Source organism: Pseudomonas sp. 25 R 14, from assembly GCF_900004755.1.
Taxonomy (GTDB): domain Bacteria; phylum Pseudomonadota; class Gammaproteobacteria; order Pseudomonadales; family Pseudomonadaceae; genus Aquipseudomonas; species Aquipseudomonas brenneri.
On record NZ_CVTS01000056.1, the window covers coordinates 1 to 18,012 of the forward strand.

The 18,012-nt window shown below is 54.5% G+C and carries 12 protein-coding genes and 2 pseudogenes; 5 read left to right on the forward strand and 9 right to left on the reverse strand.

Annotation, left to right across the window (positions count from 1 at the left end; genetic code table 11):
* The 7 genes and pseudogenes from BFQ03_RS20685 to BFQ03_RS20710 all read right to left on the reverse strand — a co-directional run.
* Positions 1-818, reverse strand: an 818-nt coding sequence (locus BFQ03_RS20685; protein WP_139115678.1) for an IS110 family RNA-guided transposase, incomplete at its 3' end; no start/stop codon positions are given.
* 223 nt (positions 819-1,041) lie between these two features.
* A pseudogene (locus BFQ03_RS20690) lies at positions 1,042-1,284 on the reverse strand (transposase); the annotation flags it as partial.
* Between the two features lie 18 nt (positions 1,285-1,302).
* Positions 1,303-2,292: an AMP-binding protein gene (locus tag BFQ03_RS20695; protein WP_083204884.1), complete on the reverse strand. Its 990-nt coding sequence runs from the start codon at positions 2,290-2,292 to the stop codon at positions 1,303-1,305.
* A 3-nt stretch (positions 2,293-2,295) separates the two neighbouring features.
* Entirely contained in the window at positions 2,296-2,469 is a 174-nt protein-coding gene (locus BFQ03_RS30340) for a hypothetical protein (RefSeq protein ID WP_175403910.1), read from the reverse strand.
* A gap of 18 nt (positions 2,470-2,487) precedes the next feature.
* Positions 2,488-3,606, reverse strand: coding sequence for a CaiB/BaiF CoA transferase family protein (locus BFQ03_RS20700; RefSeq protein ID WP_065943909.1), 1,119 nt, complete (start codon positions 3,604-3,606; stop codon positions 2,488-2,490).
* Positions 3,607-3,733: 127 nt separating this feature from the next.
* A complete protein-coding gene (locus BFQ03_RS20705; protein WP_065943910.1) occupies positions 3,734-6,034 on the reverse strand; it encodes a peroxisomal multifunctional enzyme type 2 in 2,301 nt (766 codons plus the stop codon).
* Positions 6,035-6,069: 35 nt separating this feature from the next.
* Positions 6,070-7,178 (reverse strand): annotated as a pseudogene (locus tag BFQ03_RS20710) (acyl-CoA dehydrogenase family protein).
* Positions 7,179-7,213: 35 nt separating this feature from the next.
* Here BFQ03_RS20710 and BFQ03_RS20715 point away from each other — a divergent pair.
* A complete protein-coding gene (locus BFQ03_RS20715) occupies positions 7,214-8,323 on the forward strand; it encodes an AraC family transcriptional regulator (protein ID WP_139115717.1) in 1,110 nt (369 codons plus the stop codon).
* Positions 8,324-8,602: 279 nt separating this feature from the next.
* Here BFQ03_RS20715 and BFQ03_RS20720 read toward each other — a convergent pair whose 3' ends face one another.
* Both BFQ03_RS20720 and BFQ03_RS20725 read right to left on the reverse strand, forming a co-directional pair.
* Positions 8,603-9,292, reverse strand: a complete 690-nt coding sequence (locus BFQ03_RS20720) for an alpha/beta hydrolase (RefSeq protein WP_065943912.1) — start codon at positions 9,290-9,292, stop codon at positions 8,603-8,605.
* 96 nt (positions 9,293-9,388) lie between these two features.
* A complete protein-coding gene (locus tag BFQ03_RS20725) occupies positions 9,389-10,093 on the reverse strand; it encodes a TetR/AcrR family transcriptional regulator (protein ID WP_065943913.1) in 705 nt (234 codons plus the stop codon).
* 355 nt (positions 10,094-10,448) lie between these two features.
* Here BFQ03_RS20725 and BFQ03_RS20730 point away from each other — a divergent pair, with 355 nt between their 5' ends.
* The 4 genes from BFQ03_RS20730 to BFQ03_RS20745 all read left to right on the forward strand — a co-directional run bounded on the left by BFQ03_RS20730 (position 10,449) and on the right by BFQ03_RS20745 (position 17,983).
* Positions 10,449-11,729 carry an OmpP1/FadL family transporter gene (locus BFQ03_RS20730; protein WP_065943914.1) on the forward strand — a complete coding sequence of 427 codons (1,281 nt, stop codon included), beginning with the start codon at positions 10,449-10,451 and terminating at the stop codon, positions 11,727-11,729.
* A gap of 162 nt (positions 11,730-11,891) precedes the next feature.
* The gene (locus tag BFQ03_RS20735; protein ID WP_065943915.1) at positions 11,892-13,733 is read left to right on the forward strand and encodes a polyurethane esterase; all 1,842 of its coding nucleotides are present in this window, start codon (positions 11,892-11,894) and stop codon (positions 13,731-13,733) included.
* Between the two features lie 421 nt (positions 13,734-14,154).
* Entirely contained in the window at positions 14,155-15,294 is a 1,140-nt protein-coding gene (locus BFQ03_RS20740) for an acyl-CoA dehydrogenase family protein (RefSeq protein WP_139115718.1), read from the forward strand.
* A 91-nt stretch (positions 15,295-15,385) separates the two neighbouring features.
* Positions 15,386-17,983, forward strand: a complete 2,598-nt coding sequence (locus BFQ03_RS20745) for a peroxisomal multifunctional enzyme type 2 (RefSeq protein ID WP_065943917.1) — start codon at positions 15,386-15,388, stop codon at positions 17,981-17,983.
* Positions 17,984-18,012: the final 29 nt, after the last annotated feature.

Below are 18,012 nucleotides of genomic sequence, written 5' to 3' on the forward strand. Positions count from 1 at the left end.
GTTTTATGGCGCGGTTTAGGTAATGGTTCTGACGGACGCACCTTTTCCTGCGAAAGCTTGATGAGCACTTGTGCAATTTGCTGATCGCAGATGAGGAGTTGCGCTTGGTATGCGTCATACATCGTCAGTGCTTGTGACAGGGCAAATGTATGCTCCGGTTGATAATTGCCGACTAGCGCTGCCTTAATGACATCGATACCGGCTTTGCAGCGGGTATCACTCATGGCAGCCAATACTGACGGGCTTCGCTCACCGGCCACAATGGCCCGTATTATTCGCATGCCGGTCACTCCGGTTACGTCCGCCACAACATGGTGCAGTTGCAGATTCATATGTGTGAGGGCTTTTTGCATGTGCTGAATATGCGCGGCCGCGTAGTCAAGGTGGCGCTCTCGCAATCTTAAATAGCTACGTAAAGCCGAGATTTCGCGATCTGGACGGAAGCTAGCTCGAAGTAATCCGCAGGAATGGAGTCGTTGAATCCACTGCGCATCATTCACGTCGGTTTTACGCCCTGGCACCGCGCGAGCATCGCGGGCATTGGCAAGTACTACATGAAGTCCGTGCGTTTCGAGTATCTCGTAAACCGGAATCCAATAAACGCCGGTCGACTCCATGGCGACTGTCGAGATGCCGAGGCTCACCAGCCAGTTAGCCATCCGCTCAAGATCAGCGGTGAAGGCATTAAAGGTTTGAATCGGATCTTGCGCGAGATCCGCTGGAACGGCGACAACATGAAAGCGTGAGCCGATATCAATGCCGGCCGCTCGAGTATTAATTACCGGTAACCCTCTGGTTTTTAAGTCAGAATTTTTCATACGCACCTCCAGTCAAGGGCAGGACTGGACGGGGACTCGGATCAAATCACATTCCTAAACGGGGTCATAGAAGCGCCACCACTAACGGGTCCGCAGCTTCCCCTGGGTCACGTTTTTTGACGGGGACTTAGCCTCCAAAAAGCCAGCGACCACTGTCCAGAAATGTAAGTGTAGTACGTAGTGTTTCTAGCCCAATGGGCCGCGGAGTGCCGGGGAGGCGGTTTTTTAAGATGTCTCGCTCCTCCGTCACCCGTTTCAGCTCGGCACGCAGACGACGTAGCTCAGCGTGCTGATCATCATCCTGCTGCCGTTCTTCTTGAGGTTTGCTGTAGCGCTTTATCCAAGCATAGAGGCTATGCGTCGACACGCCGAGACGGGCCGCTACCTCAGCGACAGGCAGCTTCTTTTCGGTCACTTGATTGACTGCTTGGATTTTGAATTCTTCGGGATAACGCGGGTTGCTCATGGCACCTCCTGATTGGCCTCATTTTAAGGCATGGAGGTGTCTACGAAACCCGGGGCGATTCAAGATGCGGCAACTCACACCGGGCGCGGGGGAGCCCACGTAGCCAATACGGACCGCCTCGGGGAGGCTGGCATGGGAGGTCCCGAAGTTTTCCGACATGCCGTAGCAGTCAAGCAGTTCCAGGCCCAATTTCCGATACCACTGAATGGTATCCGCCGGCAGCGGCGCCGAACCAGTGACGGCCGCGCGAATCGCATCCATGCCCAGTTCCTTGAGAATACGGCGCTTGACGAGGCCCGATAGGACTGGCGTGGCAAACAAGATCCGCTGCAGTTTTAGCGGTAGTTTGTCTTGGACGCCGAGGTAGAATTTGGTCCAGAGTCGCGGGACCGACAAGAACAGCGTAGGCCTGGCCCGTTTGAGATCGGTTTGGAAAGTCTCCAGGCCTTGGGAGAAAAACACCTGAGTGCCGAAATAGAGAGAGAGCGCTTCCACCGCCGCGCGCTCAGCCACATGGGCCAAGGGTAGATAGGACAGCAGGCGGTCATGCTGGCTCATGCTATAGAGTTGGCCGAGTGATTCGCAGACAGCCATCATGCTGCCAAAGCTATGCATAACGCCCTTGGGGCGCCCGGTACTACCTGAGGTATAGACGATAGTGGCCAGCCGATTCCTGCTGGGCAGGGTTGGCTTCTCCAGGGGCGCTTGTGTGCGAATGATACTGTCCCACTGCGTAATGTCTGTCCTTGGTGACTGTGGCAGGCCGATCAGGGGCAGTTCGGGCGGCAGGCTGTCTTTGATCTGCTTCCAGCTATCGGCTATGCCATCAAGTTTGCCCAAGACCATCAGGCGGATATCGCCATGCTTGATGATGTAGTTCGCCGTTTCTGCATTGAGCGTTGGGTACAGCGGTACGCAGACATGTCCTGCTAACCAGATACCGACATCGGCCAGTATCCAGTGTGCACTGTTACGGCCTAGGAGGCCGATGGAGCTGCCGGGGGGCAGTTCCTAGGCCTGCGAAAAGCACTGTACCTGATACCAGGCTTGAGCCCATGTGATGCTCAGGATCGAACCATCTGGCATGGGCTGAATCATGTAGGGACGATCGGGCTGCAACTGCGCCCAGTGCTGAAAGCGATGCAACAGAGCTTCTTCTTGTTGTGTCGTGACATACGCGTTCATACAGGCTCCATCTAGAGGTCAGGCACCGGCTCGATTTTGCAGGGCTGACAGAATGCTCTGGTTATCGGCGCCCAGGTCTGGGGCCCTGCCCACTTGAACATGTCCATCAGTGAACTTTATGGGCAGGTCGAAAGCAGGCTTGCCGGCATCATCCAACACCATCCCGCGAGCCCTGACCTGCTCGTTCTGCAGGGCTTCAGCCGGGTCCAGCACAGCGGTGACGCAGGTGTCCAGATCAGCCATCTTGGCTTCCCAGTAATCGCGTGGCTGGGTTAGGAACAAGGCCGTCAAAGCCTCGCGTAGAGGTTCGCCGGCCCTCCCGGGAGCAGGGGCCAGTTGCATGATGTCGGGTCGCTCTGCCGCCAAGCAGATCTGTACGAAGAATTTGTATTCAACCGCGCCCACAGCGATATAGCGGTCGTCTGCGCAGCGATAAATCCGGTAGTTGGGTAGGGCCCCGGTTAGCATGTCGCAGCCGCGTTCAAGGGGCGCGCCCATGACACGCTGAGTCGCCAGTGTGATGACCTGAAGGGCCAGGGTACCGTCCATCATGCTGACATCGACAAAGGTGCCGACGCCGGAACTGCGAGCACCTAGCAGTGCACCTAGAATGCCGACTGCACACGTCAGTGCACCGCCCGCGAGGTCGGCTACCTGGAACCCACCCACGGAGGGATCACCACCGGCAACGCCGGTCTGATGCAGTTCGCCAGTGTAGGCGCGGTAATTCATATCATGGCCTGGCCGCTTGGCGTAGGGACCGGTTTGGCCATAACCTGTCAGTGACGCATAGACCAGGCGCGGGTTGATGGCCTTAAGCTGTTCGTAGCCGCAACCCAGTTTATCCATGACACCTGGGCGGAACGATTCGATCAGTACATCGGCGTCAGCCACCAGCGCCTTGAGGTGCTCCACGGCGTCCGCCTGCTTGAGGTCCAGCGTCACTGATTTTTTGCCCCGGTTAACTTGGGCGAACAGGTCTGGGAAGAGTGCACGGGCATAGTCGCCGCCATTTGGCTCCTCGATCTTGATCACCTCGGCGCCCATCTGCGCAAGATACAGGGTGCAGAAGGGGCCCGGTAGCAGACGGGAAAGATCCAGCACACGGATGCCGGCAAGTAGGGGGTTGGTTTTCATCAACTATTCTCCGATGAGTATTATCAGGATTTAGTGCGTTCCATGGGCTTCATGAAGAAGCAGCAGGAGGTATGGTGATGATTGGAGGAGCGGGGCACCCGCCCGGGCTCCTCCAGGTTGACAATGCTTAAACACCGATGGCCTGGAAGATGTCGGCGCCTGTAGGGCCCACCGGTTGTGATACGGTCGCAGCGGCAGTTGATGCCTGGGCACCACCTACCAGACGCTTGGCAACTTCGGCTTCAACAAGCTTGGGATCCATCTTCTTGAGGAATTCCAGCTTGGCGGCGGCCATCATATTGCCGGCGATCTTCAGTTTGCCGGCAAAGAACAGCTTCTGCGCATCTTCGCCACCTACGCACATGCCGATGAATTGTTCTTCATCTACGGTCAGCGTGACATCGGGTTTGTCGGCAGCGCCTGGTGCCACCTTGCCGAGCTTGGCGTCGACGGTCCAGGAGGCATCCGGGTTCTTCAGATTGAACTGGAATACGGTGTTCGCTGCGGCCACTTCAGCAGGATTTTGTACAAAGTAAGCACCGATGGCCTGGAAGATATCGGCGCCGGTAGATTGCGGCGTTACCGCATCGGCGGCTACGCCAGCCTTTACCGCGGTCTTGGCGGTCGGAATCTGTTCATACAACTCGACCACGGCATTCTTGATAACGATCTCGTCGCGCTCCTTAACGCGTGTTTCGAGCAGAATGCGGGTCTCTGATTCCTTCCACATCCGGGTGACCAGGGTTTCGCCCGGGTACACGCTTTTGGCGAAACGCACCTTGATGCTCTTGAAGCGGCGCGGATCATTACCGAGGAAGCTTTGAATGACATGACGGCCGACATAGCCATAGGTGCAGAGACCATGCAGGATGGGGCGCTCGAAACCGAAGTTCTTAGCAAATTCGGGGTCGATGTGCAGGGGATTCCAGTCACCTGAAAGGCGATAGAGCAGCCCCTGGTTGTCGCCTATTCTTTCCTCGACGATGGCGTCGGGCTGGCGGTCCGGTGGTACATTGATATCAGCGCTAGGGCCGCGATCGCCACCCCAGCCGCCGCAGCCGCGCAGGAAAAAGGTGATCTCGTTATAGGCCAGTTCTTCACCGCTCTCATCGAAGGTGTGAACGTCGATGATGCTGATGGCGTTCTCGCCCTTGTCATAAGCCGTACGCAGTTTGGCTTCGTGACGCAGTTGAGCGTGGGGCGGTAGTGGGCGCTTGATCTCGGTGTATTGCTCTCCATGCAGCACACGATCCAGCACATTGCCGAAACCAGGCAGCTCCTTGCCGTCCATCAACAGTTTCATGAAACCATTCAGGGCCGGAATTACGCCATAGGTGGGCAGCGCGTAGAAGTTGTCGCCACGCTCGTATAGATACTGCAGGTCCTTGACGTTCAACGGATCTGCGCCGACACCAACGCCCAGGGCGTAGAGCGAGAGGTCACGTTCGTCGTAGCCATTTTCGATCATCACAGGTTTGGAGGTTTTTGCCTTGTCGAGATCGAGGAACTGATTACCGCCCAGCTTGGGGTTGTTGATGTTGTCCATGGCCGTGACCATAGAGTCAGCGACGGCGGTCGGGAAATCACTGTTGGTGAAGTCTCCCACCTGATCCCACTTGGCGGCCACGTCTTCAATATTGATGGGGCTGGAGAGACGGAAGCCCACGCCCTTAGTCCGCTGCCAGCGCAACTGATTGATGATGCCAGCGCCCACTTCAAACAGGCCGTTGTTCTCTTCACAGTTCTCGTGGCAAAGCCAGCCTACTAGCGGGCTGACATATTCCGGTTTCAGGCCATTGAGGACTTCCTGTGGCAGCACGGTTTCCGTCAGGCGTGAGGCGGCAATTGGGGCGATGGTATTGACATGAATATTCTTGGCGGCCCCTTCCACTGCCAGCGTCTTAGCGAGGCCGAGCAGACCGAGCTTGGCGGCTGAGTAGTTGGCCTGACCGAAGTTGCCGTAGAGGCCAGCGGCTGAGGTGGTCATGATGATGCGGCCATAGCCCTTCTCGCGCATGATGGCCCAGGCTGCGTGAGTGACGCTCATGCTGCCCCTGAGATGGACGCGCATGATCAGGTCCCAGTCGTCCATCGTCATCTTCTGGAAGCTGGAGTCACGCAGGATGCCAGCATTGTTGACGAGGATGTCGACGGTGCCGAAACTCTCCACGGCTGTCTGTACGATACTGGCGCCGTTCTCTACCGAATCATAGTTGGCTACGGCCACGCCTCCTAGGGTGCGGATTTCCTCAACCACCTTGTCGGCAGCAGCCGAAGACTGGCCGCCACCGTGGGCGCCACCACCCAAATCGTTAACCACGACGCGGGCGCCGCGAGCGCCGAACATCAGCGCATATTCGCGTCCCAACCCACCGCCGGCCCCAGTGATAATGACCACTTTGTCATCAAAACGTAATTCTTTAGACATGATAAAGCTCCTGATATTGGAGGTTGAAAACGTGGTTACAGGGTTCTGGCGATGATCTCTTTCATGATCTCGTTGGTGCCGCCATAGATGCGGGAGGCACGTATGTCGATGTAGGCACGCGCTACCGGATATTCGAGCATGTAGCCGTAGCCACCATGCAGTTGCACACACTCATCGATGACTTTGCAGACCAGGTCGGAGCACCAGTATTTGGCGGTGGCGGCGTCCTTGATGCCAAGCTCGCCCTTCAGTACCAGTTCAAGGCAGTGGTCGACGTAGACGCGGGCGATTGACAGCTCAGCCTTCATCTCGGCCAGCTTGAAACGGCTGTTCTGGAAGCTGGCAACGGGCTTCAGGGTTTCTTCCAGCATGGCCTCACCAGCAGCCACCGATACAATCGCGATGATCATGCGTTCCCAGGCCAACTCCTTCATCAACATGAAGAAGCCTTCTCCCTCCTGACCGAGCAGTTGATCCTTGGGACCTCCACATTGTCGAAGAACAACTCACAGGTATCCTGCGCCTTCATGCCGATCTTCTTCAGCGGCTTGCCCTTGCTGAATCCTTCGCTCTTGGCATCGACCAACAGCAATGAAAGGTTTTGCGCGCCCTTCAAGGAGTCGCCGGTCTTGACGACGACAACGACCATGTCACTCAACAGTCCGTTGGTGATGAACGTCTTGGAACCGTTGAGTACGTAGTGATCGCCATCAAGTACCGCAGTGGTCTTAATGGCCTGCAGATCGGAACCTGTGCCCGGCTCAGTCATTGCAATAGCACCCACCAGTTCGCCGGTAGCCATGGCGGGTAGGTATTTGAGCTTCTGCTCGTGGGAACCGAAGTTATTGATGTAGTTGGCGACAATATCGCTGTGCAGACCGAAGCCCAGGCCAGAAGCACCGGCCTTGGTACTCTCTTCCATCTGCACCACGCTGAACAGGCGGTCTACGCCCGCACCGCCATATTCTTCCGGCATGGTCTGGCAGAGATGTCCGAGCGCGCGGGCGCGATTCCAGATACTCCGATCCACATGCTGCTGGTCTTCCCAGCGCTCATGGTGAGGCATGATCTCATCGGTCAGGAAACGCTTGACCTGACGGCGATATTCTTCATGCTCGGAGCTAAACAGGGTACGTGAAATCATTTCAAGCCACTCCACTCATTGGGCAGAGTGACTATGTGGCCATTTTTCAGATTTCGGTCAGTGACGGTTATGCCAGAATACTTGATAAATCAGGCCAAACTGGTCAAGCTCCGGGTATGAAAAGATCGGGTGTGGCAAATCACTCATACGGAATTTCAATAACATACATACGGCACCTGCTGCAGATCGGTGCTGGCCGAGGTATTTCCGAGTCGGAGTTGTTGAGTGGAAGCGGCTTGAGTCAGGCGATGCTGGAGCAGCTGGATGCCCGGATCACGACACGGCAGGCAGGTCTGATTACAAAGCGTTTGGTCCAGTTGAGTGGCAGGGATGATATTGGCATGGAATACGGCATGCTGATTCGTCCTACCTCGCACGGATTTCTGGGGTACGCCATCATGAGTTGTGCGACCCTCGCTGAGGCGATGCAGGTCCTGTACAAATACCAATCCCTGCTGATCAACGACTTTACCCAGATCGTGGAGGTTCGAGACGAAGAGGTCGTCATCACCCTTAAGGAGACCTATGACTTCGGCACCATGCGGCAGGTTTTTTTTGAAGCCTTTCTTGTTTCTTCCTGCCAGAACATGGCCTTTCTCATCGGGCGGGGCCTGACCGGTTTGAGTGTGCATGTCGATTGGGCCAGGCCTGCTTATTTCGATGAATATCAGGCGAGCCTGCCACATTGGGAGTTCAGGCAGACGCTCAATCAGATCCGCTTCCCCCGATACTTTCTCTCCTTGCCACTGGTCATGGCTGATCCTCATGCAGTCAAACATGCATTGACCCAACTGGAAAAAGAAGTGGCTACGCTGGTAATGGTGGAGGCTTCGAATATCGTTCCACGTGTACGGGCGGCTTTGCAGCCGGGCGTTGAGGGTTACCCCTGTCTCAATGAGGTCGCGAGCAAGCTCTGCCTGTCTGAGCGTACGCTGAAACGCAGGCTCAGCGAATCGAACAGCAGCTTTCAGATTTTGCTGGATGATGCACGACGGCGCCGGGCGTTGGAGCTGATCAAAGCGGGGCATTTGAGCTTGCAACAAATTGCGCAAATACTGGGTTATACCGATCCAGCGGCATTCACTCGGGCTTTTAAACGCTGGACGGGCGAAAGGCCTAGCGACCTGCGAAAGAGGGGGCTCTGACTATCCTGGAAAAACTCCAAAAGCGCAGGCTTTCGACGACTCATTCCTCAGAGGTTGTTGAGTCTGGTCAGCCAGAACTGCGATGAAGTCTTGTCCTGAACTTCCGGCGCTGGGTGGAGAGGCATGGGTTGGTTGGCGGGGTTTTTCAGGTTATCAACGGCTATCTGGGCCATCGAGGCCTGATGTTGCACCAGAGCACACTCAGGTATGTCGGGCGGACTATGTTTGGGCTATTCAGGTGCCAACCAGCCGGACTACATCCAGCTGGTCGGCACGCGACTACAGGGCTTCTGAAGCCGTGATTATAAAGTCTGCAATCTCTTTGGGGTGCGAGGCCAGCGAAGCATGGCTTGAGTCGAGTGAGATCACTGTGCGTGCACCAATGCGTTGGGCGAACCACTGTTCGGTTTCGGGCGGAATCATTCGGTCCTGGGTGGAGATTTGATACCAACTGGGCTTGTCCTTCCAGGCTGGTTTGCCGGCTTTGTCCGCGAAGCACTGCATGGCAATCGGCTTTTGTGTGATGGACATGACCAAGGCCTCGGTTGCGTCGAGGTCCTGGCAGAACGACTCGTGGAAGTGATCTTGATCTATCCAGAGATAGTCGCTTTTGTCGGGCTTCAGGTACTGGGCCCCCGGTGGTGGGGCGCGCAATTTGAAGAGGTCGGCAGGTGTTTCACCTTCATCCGGAGCAAATGCGGCAACGTAAACCAGGCCCACCACATTTTCTGCGTGACCTGCGCCGCTAATGACCATCCCTCCATAGGAGTGACCGACCAGAATCACTGGCTCGGCGATCTCTTCTGCAAGGCGTTGGGTGCGTTTGACATCATCGGGCAGAGAACTCAAAGGGTTTTGTACCGCACTGATTTTGAAACCCGCTTTGTGCAGGAGGGGGATGACATGCTGCCAATGCGAGGCATCGCCCCATGCGCCGTGAACAAGCAGAATGTGGTGCTTTCGGGTCATGGTCTGTTCTCCAATTACGTGAGTGGGTAAAGACGGGATCCAGTGGTATACGGTGCTGATTTCATCTGTATGACATGAGTACGTGGTCGCGTGTTATCAGTGCTCTGTTTTCGTTGTTATCTTGATCTGGTGAAGCTGTTCGACCTGCTCTTCGGAGTAGGGTTGCCCGCCTGGTTTGGCCTGAATATGGGGAGATATGAGCTGCACCCAGGTTTCGAGGTAGTGCTCAAAGAACGTCTCAGAGTTGAGGTAGCGGTCCTCAGCCATTCCTCTGAGTAGCCACTGGGTCAGTACCATCAATTTATGAACTTTAAACTCTTGCGAGAGCGGTTCGAAGTAGTGTTCACAGGCAATTCGCGTGAACTGGTAGCTACTGTGCCAAAGCTGTTGCAGGCGGGTGGCCAGTTCTGCGTCTTGTTTGCTTGCGACCAATATCTCTAGCAGGACATGCAACTTGCTGCCGCTGAAGACTTTGCGCCAAGAGGCCATGACCATGTCATGCAGCCGTTCTTGCCCGCTGGAAGCCTCCATGTTGAGGTAAACCTGTCCCATCGCCAGGTAGATATGATTAATGACGTGCTCGGCGGCGGCCACGATCAACGCCGCCTTGCTGGAAAAGTGGTGCATCGGCGCCCCTCGGGAAACCTCTGCAACATCCACGATTTTGCTGATCGTCGTGGCGGCATAGCCTTCGTTTTCCAGGCACGTCATGGTGGCCTCGATCAGCCGTAGGCGCATGGTTTCACTGCGCTCGTTCTGGGTCCTGCGTTTTTTTGGGGATGTTCCCTGTGTTTCTGTCATGGCAGTTCCTACTGGCAACTGGCTGGATAGCAATCCGGGTGGGGCATTTGGCCCCGTCTGTTCGTTAGGTTCTTGAACATACAACCAATGGTTTGGCGATGAAAACCTTTCAAAGGAGGATTTTTCCTACTCGTCATATTTTCCTTGACAAGGCTTGGGGGTGAGTAGAGGTTACTATACATGTTGTACGTATGTTATGTAAGTTTTTTTGTTGAAAAATGACCTCAAGACCTAAGAGGTGCTGCTTCAACCTGCAAGGGTTGGCGTCTTGTGCACAGGGGGAGTCATGCAGGAGTCGTATCCAGTTTTTTAAACGTTGTGCCGTTCCATAAAAATAAAAATAGGACTACTCAAAATGAAAAAATTGTTGAGCGTGCTCTGTGTGCCGCTGTGCGTGGCATCTGTCGATGCTGTGGCCAATGGCATTACGATTAATGAGCAAAGCGTCAGTGCAATGGGGACTGCTTATGCCGGACGTGCGTCCTCTGCTTTGGACGCAAGCACCGTGTTCGGTAACCCGGCAGGGATGTCAAAGTTGAAACGGGCAGAGGTGTCAGGAGGACTAACGTTGATTAGCGCTAAAACGGATATCAGTGACACTGAAAGTAACCGCAACCCGGGTACGAATAAAGGCGATATGGTGCCGCTGTCTGGTGTGCCTTTCGGTTACTACGTCACTCCGCTGGACGATCGGTGGCACTTCGGGATTGGTCTTTACGCTCCGACCGGAATTATCGGTGATTATGAGAGCAGCTTTCAGGGGCGATCGCATGCATCGTTCAGCAAGGTGGTCATGGTTACCTTGCAGCCCACCTTGAGCTACAAATTCAATGACAGATTCTCCATTGGTTTTGGCCCGACAATCAGTCGTGTCACCGGCCAACTAAAAAGTGAACTGAATACTTCTGCGTTGAATCGTCGCTTGGGTGGGAGCGGCGAAATGGGCGTCGATGTCAAAGGCGACGATACAACGTTTGGCTACAACATTGGCATGATGTGGGACCTTTCTGAAGACTTGACGTGGGGGCTGACCTATCACTCCAAGACCAAAATTAATATTAAGGGGCGAACTGAGATAAAAAACTCCCCGGGAGGTATGTTCGACAACCGTTATGGCGCCAAGATAGATATTACTTTGCCTGAGGTAATCGACAGCTCACTGACGTATCGTTTAAATGACCGTTGGACACTTCACGGGGGGGCAGCCTGGACACGCTGGAGTCGACTGGAAACAGTGAAAGTGGTTAATGATGCCCCCGCCAGCTCACCTTTTGCAATTTCCGAAGAGCCTTTGAATTGGGAAAATACATGGTCATACAGCCTGGGTGCTTCCTACCAACTGGATAAGCAATGGGTGTTTAGAGCGGGTTATGCCTATGATGCGTCGCCGACTAACAATGCTAAGCGGAATGTACGCATACCTGTTAGTAATCGAAAGATATTTGCTGTGGGGGCTGGTTGGTCTCCCAATGACGATACAACGATTGATGTGGCATTGGCCTATATTCAGGAGAGCGCTGGTCGAGTGGATGCGGAGAGCCGTGAGTTATCAGGTATTCAGATTCAGCCGGCCTACAGTGCAAAGTTTAAGAGTAGCGCAATAGGTTTGGGAACACAGTTTACCTATCGTTTCTGATTGACGGTTTGGTTTGTAATGGAATTGTCATTGGTGTTTGATTTAGTGGTGTGAGCCTTTTTGAATTTTTCAGCGGTGGAAGTTAGTGTGCGGCTGTGTTCTGGGGCTGAACTTAATTTGGTCTAAATCAAACCGAATTTTAACTTGGTTGAGGTGGTGATTATGGGTGTGTTTAGCTATAAGGATTTGACGGCAAACGAATCGGCTTTGCTTTTTTCCGATGCGTTGGCGCTGACGATGTATTCATATCACGGCTTTGATGATGGTTTTGCATCAGGCTATCAAAAGGATGGGTTTGGGCTGGGTTTGCCACTGGCATTGGTTCAGGCGATTTTTGGTAGTTCGTCTTCACAAGGGCTGGTTCCTGGTATTCCGTGGAATACAGACTCTGAAAAAGAAGCCTTGGAGGCTGTTCAGGCTGCGGGTTGGCAACCGATTAGCAGTGGAGCCCTGGGCTACAATGGGACAGTTGATGTGCGCGGTACGTATTACGGTGAGCAGCCTGGTTTTACGACGGCTCAAATGGATGTCATGGGAAAATATGATGCTGCTGGTGAGCTTACGTCTATTGGTCTCGCTATTAGGGGGACAAGCGGACCAAGAGAGAGCTTGTTGACGGACTCGTTGGGTGACATAGTCAATGATCTTAAAATGTTCGCTGACCCTGATGGCTACGCGAAGCAGTACATGAAAAGTGCGTTTGATGTATTGCTGGGTGATGTTGTGAAATATGCATTGTCGAAGGGTTTGACGGGTGAAGACGTTGTCGTGACAGGTCACAGCTTGGGAGGCATGGCAGTCAATAGCTTAGCGGCTTTGAGTGAAGAGGAGTGGAGTGGCTTTTATAGCAACTCCAATTATATAGCGTACGCCTCTCCGACGATGTATGACGGTTTGGATAAAGTGTTGAATGTGGGTTATGAAAATGATCCAGCGCTTAGGCTTGCAGCCGGGAGTCTGTCTGAATTTCTAGGTGTTCATGACACTCCAAAAGAGTCGGCGACCAATAATATTGTCAGTTTTAACGATGAGTACGCCTTGGGGGTGTGGAATATATTGCCCTTTAGTGTATTGAATCTTTCGACTTTAACAGCGCACTTTCCGTCATTCTATGGAGACGGTCTTAGCCGTATTGCAGGGTCGGAATTCTATGACCTGACGTCGCAGAACTCCACGATCATTGTTGCTCAATTGTCAGAGCCCACAAAAGTGGACACCTGGGTGACAGACCTCAATCGAAATGCCGAGCCCCATGTTGGGCCGACATTGATTTTGGGGAGTGAGGGTAGGGATCTGATCAAGGGGGGGAGCGGTGTTGATTACTTGGAAGGGCGGGGGGGGGACGATATTTTTCGAGATGCCGGTGGCTACAATCTGATTTCTGGTGGGGAGGGTCGGGACACCTTTGACTTACAGAAATCATTGAGCAATTTTAAAGTGGCTAACGATGGTGCGGGTAATTTGTATGTAAAAGACACTGCTGGCGCGATCAGTATCGCTTCCGATATTGAAGTGCTCAAGACCAAGGAGTCCTACTTGTTGTTTCTCAGTCAGGACAGATCCTATGACGTTACCCAAGAGGGGCTCAAGTATGCCGGTGGCCTCACCGCCTACGCGAAATCTTTGAATGGTAATGCCGCTGACAATACGCTGGTGGCGGTTAACCAAAACGAATGGCTGTTTGGCCATGGTGGTAATGACACCCTCATCGGTGGTCGTGCGACGAACATCGTCGGGGGGGCGGGGAACGACCTGATACAGTCAGGTGGCAACTTTAATACGCTGTTGTTCGCCAAGGACTTCGGGCATGACACCGTTGCTGGGTTTTCCTCTACAGACAAACTTGTCTTTATGGGGGTTCAAGCTTATGAGCCCAATGATAGCTGGACCCACCATGCGGTCTCTGTCGATGAGGGGGTAAAGCTGGTGTTCGGTGACGACTCGGTGACATTGGTGGGCGTGAATATGGGTGACCTGTCCGCCAGCCAAATCGTGATCGCTTAAGGAAGCGGCGCTCGCTATCAGGTAAAGCCACTTTGGGTTCGACACAGGGACGTGTCTGACCTGTGGTTTCCATCTGTTTGATGCGCGTTGTAAGTGTCAGGTTTTTTAGCGACTGCACGTTTCACCTCCTCCCTTCGATGTAATAAGTTGTCGTTTTGATGGTGCCCTTCTGAGTCACCAGGAGGGGCTATCGCATTGATCCAGTTTGTCCACCTGAAGCCGGATGGCAAGGCCATGAGCGTGCTTCTGCGGCTCTGAAAAAAGTTGAGCTTCTGATGAGCAGAGCTTGACAGCAATGCATCGGGCGGATATTTTGTTAACAAACATGTTGAACGTATGTTATGTAAGTTTCTGACAACAATAAGAACCACTCTGGAGGCTAGTCATGAGTACCGAACACTTCCCTAATCCTGTCAGTTCTATGGTTCCGAGAACCCTGTTCAGCGCGGACCACGAGGCATTTCGCAATACTGTCCGACGTTTTTTCGAGGAAGAAGTGGCGCCTAATCTGGAGCGCTACGAGGAACAACAATGTGTTGATCGCGAGTTGTGGACAAAGGCCGCAGAGTTGGGGCTGCTTTGCGCCACCATGCCTGAGGAATATGGCGGTGCAGGTGTAGACCGTCTTTACAGCGTGGTACTGATTGAAGAGCAGTCTCGAGTCGGTGATTCAGCCACCGGATTCGGCCTGCATTCGGACATTGTCGCCAACTACATCAACAACTGCGGTACCCATGAGCAGAAGCAGGCTTGGCTGCCCAGAATGGCTTCTGGTGAAGTGATTGGCGCCATTGCGATGACTGAGCCGGGCACGGGTTCCGATCTACAGGCCGTCAAGACTACCGCGGTACTGGATGGCGATCACTACGTACTCAATGGTTCCAAGACGTTCATCACCAACGGGTTGTTGAGTGACATGGTCATCGTCGTGGCCAGGACCGGAAACTCTGGCAAAGGGGCGCAGGACCTTTCGTTGTTATTGGTCGATGCCAAGAGCGAAGGTTTCAGTAAGGGCAAGCCGCTGAAAAAGGTGGGCATGCGTGGTCAGGACACCTGCGAACTGTTTTTCAATGACGTGCGAGTCCCCAAGGGGAATCTCCTGGGGGCCGAAGGGGCGGGCTTCTTGATGCTGATGCATGAGTTGGCCTGGGAACGCACGATTATTGGCGTGATGACGGTATCGGCTGCCGAAAATGCATTGGCGCACACGGTGGAGTACGTCAAGCAGCGGCAAGCCTTCGGTAAGCCGATAGCGGCCTTTCAGAACACCCGGTTCAAGCTCGCAGAGCTTCGCGCCGAGGTGCAGATCGGGCGGGTCTACATCGATAAATGCCTGGAGTTGGTGCTGCAAAAGAGCTTACAGATCGATGCAGCTGCCACGGCCAAACTCTGGTGTTCGGAGATGTGCTCACGGGTCGTTGATGAGTGCGTGCAACTGCATGGCGGCTACGGCTACATGCTGGAGTACCCGATTGCGCGTCTGTACCTCGATACCCGTGCCAATCGCATCTACGGCGGCACCAACGAAATCATGAAAGAAATCATCTCGCGCACTCTCTAAAGCGAGCCTGGATGTGCGTCCGCGAGCAGTTGCTCGAGAAACGGGCGCGGCATATCGAGACGGCCTGATTCGTCCCAAGTAGGAGATAAAAATGTCTGAATTACGCTTTGATGGTCGCGTGGTGATCGTGACTGGCGCCGGTGCCGGGCTGGGTCGCCAGCATGCGCTGACTTTTGCTGCCCGTGGCGCGAAAGTGGTGGTGAACGATTTGGGTGGCAGTACCAGCGGCGATGGTAAGTCCTCAGCGGCCGCCGACCTGGTGGTCAATGAAATCCGCGCGTTGGGCGGTGAGGCTGTTGCCAACTACGACTCGGTGGAGCACGGTGACCGGATCGTGAAGACCGCGGTTGACACCTTCGGGACAGTGGATATTGTCATCAATAACGCGGGCATCCTGCGTGATATTAGCTTTCACAAGATGTCTGACCTGGATTGGGACCTGGTCACGCGGGTGCATTTGAATGGCAGCAAAAGTGTCACTCAGGCGGCATGGCCGATCATGCGTGACAAGGGGTATGGCCGGGTCATCATGACCACCTCAGGCGCCGGTATTTATGGCAACTTTGGCCAGGCTAACTACTGTGCTGCCAAACTCGGTATCCTGGGCCTGGCCAACTGCCTTGCAGTCGAGGGGGAGAGCAAGAACATCCATGTCAACGTGATTGCCCCGATAGCGGCCTCCCGTCTGACCGAGTCGACATTCCCGCCTGATATTTTTGCCGCATTGACGCCAGAGGCCGTCAGTCCTCTGGTGGCGTGGCTTTGCCATGAGGAGTGTGACGAGACCAAAGGGCTATTCGAAGTGGGGGCCGGCTACATTTCCAAGCTTCGCTGGGAGCGTACGTTGGGTCACTCCTTTCCGTTGAGTAAAAAATTCAGCGTGGACGATGTGAAGTCCCGTTGGAGCAAGATCACTGACTTTACCGAGGCGGAGCATCCCGGCAGTGTTGCCGAAGCCGTCACGGCGATATTCAAGAACATCACCAATCCATCGTTGGGTGGCAACGAGTTCATTGATCTCGATGTGGCGGCCCAAGCCACTCTTGTGCTGGAAAACAGCTATGACGAACGTGATGTTTCGCTCTACGCCCTGGGCATTGGTTGCGCACGTGACCCGTTCGACAAGGATGAACTGAAGTACGTCTATGAAATGGGAGGGGACTTTCGCACCTTCCCTACCTACGGGGTGATGCCACAGTCCAACGCCATGCTGGCGGGTGCTAAAGAAGGAGGATTGGCATTGCCAGGTTGTACCTTTGGTTTCGACCGACTGCTGCACGGTGAGCAGTACACCGAGATCAAGCGTCCATTACCGCCACATGCCAAATTGAAGCACACCTTCAAGCTTAAGACGGCACTGGACAAAGCGCCAAACGCTGTACTGACGTTCGCTATTTCCTCCACTGACGAGAGCGGCGAAGAGGTCATCTACAACGAAATGACCGCCTTCGTGAAAGGGGCGGGTGGATGGGGCGGTGACCGTGGCTCGAGCACTGAACTTAACGTACCGCCGGCACGGGAGCCGGATGCTGTCATTGAAGAAAAGACCGACGTTAACCAGACACTGCTCTATCGCCTTTCTGGTGACTGGAATCCATTACACGCCGACCCTGACTTTGCCCAGGCATTTGGTTTTGACAAACCTATCCTGCATGGCCTGTGTACCTTCGGTTACTGCGGTCGTCATGTGGTCAAGGCGTTTGCCAACAACGACAGCCGCTATTTCAAAAGTATCAAGGTCCGCTTTGCCAAGAGCGTTTTTCCCGGCGACACCTTGGTCACCAAGATGTGGAAAGAAAGCCCTACTCGCATCATTTTCGAAACCAGCGTCAAAGAGCGCGACGAGGTGGTGATCAAGAATGCGGTGATTGAGCTGTACAGTGAAATCCCGGTGCCCAAGGCAAGTCGACAGCAGGCCGAGACTGCTGCACAGGCACACACTGCAGCCGCCCCTGTCGGAATGATTCCAACCATTGCATTTAGTGCTATCGGAGCCTACATAGCGGACAACCCCAGTGTTGTCGAAAAGGGGGGCGCGGTGGTGCAGGTCAATCTCTCCGATCCGGACAGCCAGTGGGTCTTGGACTTGAAGAACGGCAAGGGCTGTACCTATGCCGGTGTTGCCGAGAAGCCGGATGTCACCATGACTGCCAAGACCGCTGATTATATGGAGGTCTGCGAAGGCAAGGCAGATGCCCAGAAGCTGTTCTTTGCCGGCAAGTTGAAGTTGGCGGGCAACATGATGGCGGCCCAGAAGCTGGACTTCCTGCGCTCAATCGATCGCAAGTACTTTGATGAGGCTCTGGCCCGTGAGCCGGGCGCAGCCTCGACGGCCTCACCCGCACCGACGGCGGCGCCAGTGGTCGCGCAAAGCGGCGCTATTTTTGCTGCGCTCGCACAACGTCTGGCCAAGGATAACAAGGCCTCGGTTGGCTTGAGTGGTGTTGTCCAGTTCAACATCAGCGAGCCTGATGTGCAGTGGCTGGTGGACTTCGACCAATCCCCCGCATTGGTTCAGTCAGGCAAGGCCCAGGCCGCCAATGTCACCCTTGGCATCTCTGACGAAAATCTGGTTGCGCTGGTGAAAGGTGAGCGGTTGGTACGTGATCTTTACCAGCACGGTGAGTTGCGCGTGGAGGGTGATGTCTTGCTTGCCCACGGCCTGCAGTTCTTGAACAACTTGATCTGAAATCACGAGCCCGGTCTTAGCGAACGGGC

Coding starts and splice junctions, on each gene's coding strand:
- BFQ03_RS30340 (WP_175403910.1), bottom strand. CDS start 2,469: ATGAACGCGTATGTCACGACACAACAAGAAGAAGCTCTGTTGCATCGC.
- BFQ03_RS20700 (WP_065943909.1), bottom strand. CDS start 3,606: ATGAAAACCAACCCCCTACTTGCCGGCATCCGTGTGCTGGATCTTTCC.
- BFQ03_RS20705 (WP_065943910.1), bottom strand. CDS start 6,034: ATGTCTAAAGAATTACGTTTTGATGACAAAGTGGTCATTATCACTGGG.
- BFQ03_RS20720 (WP_065943912.1), bottom strand. CDS start 9,292: ATGACCCGAAAGCACCACATTCTGCTTGTTCACGGCGCATGGGGCGAT.
- BFQ03_RS20725 (WP_065943913.1), bottom strand. CDS start 10,093: ATGACAGAAACACAGGGAACATCCCCAAAAAAACGCAGGACCCAGAAC.
- BFQ03_RS20730 (WP_065943914.1), top strand. CDS start 10,449: ATGAAAAAATTGTTGAGCGTGCTCTGTGTGCCGCTGTGCGTGGCATCT.
- BFQ03_RS20735 (WP_065943915.1), top strand. CDS start 11,892: ATGGGTGTGTTTAGCTATAAGGATTTGACGGCAAACGAATCGGCTTTG.
- BFQ03_RS20740 (WP_139115718.1), top strand. CDS start 14,155: ATGGTTCCGAGAACCCTGTTCAGCGCGGACCACGAGGCATTTCGCAAT.
- BFQ03_RS20745 (WP_065943917.1), top strand. CDS start 15,386: ATGTCTGAATTACGCTTTGATGGTCGCGTGGTGATCGTGACTGGCGCC.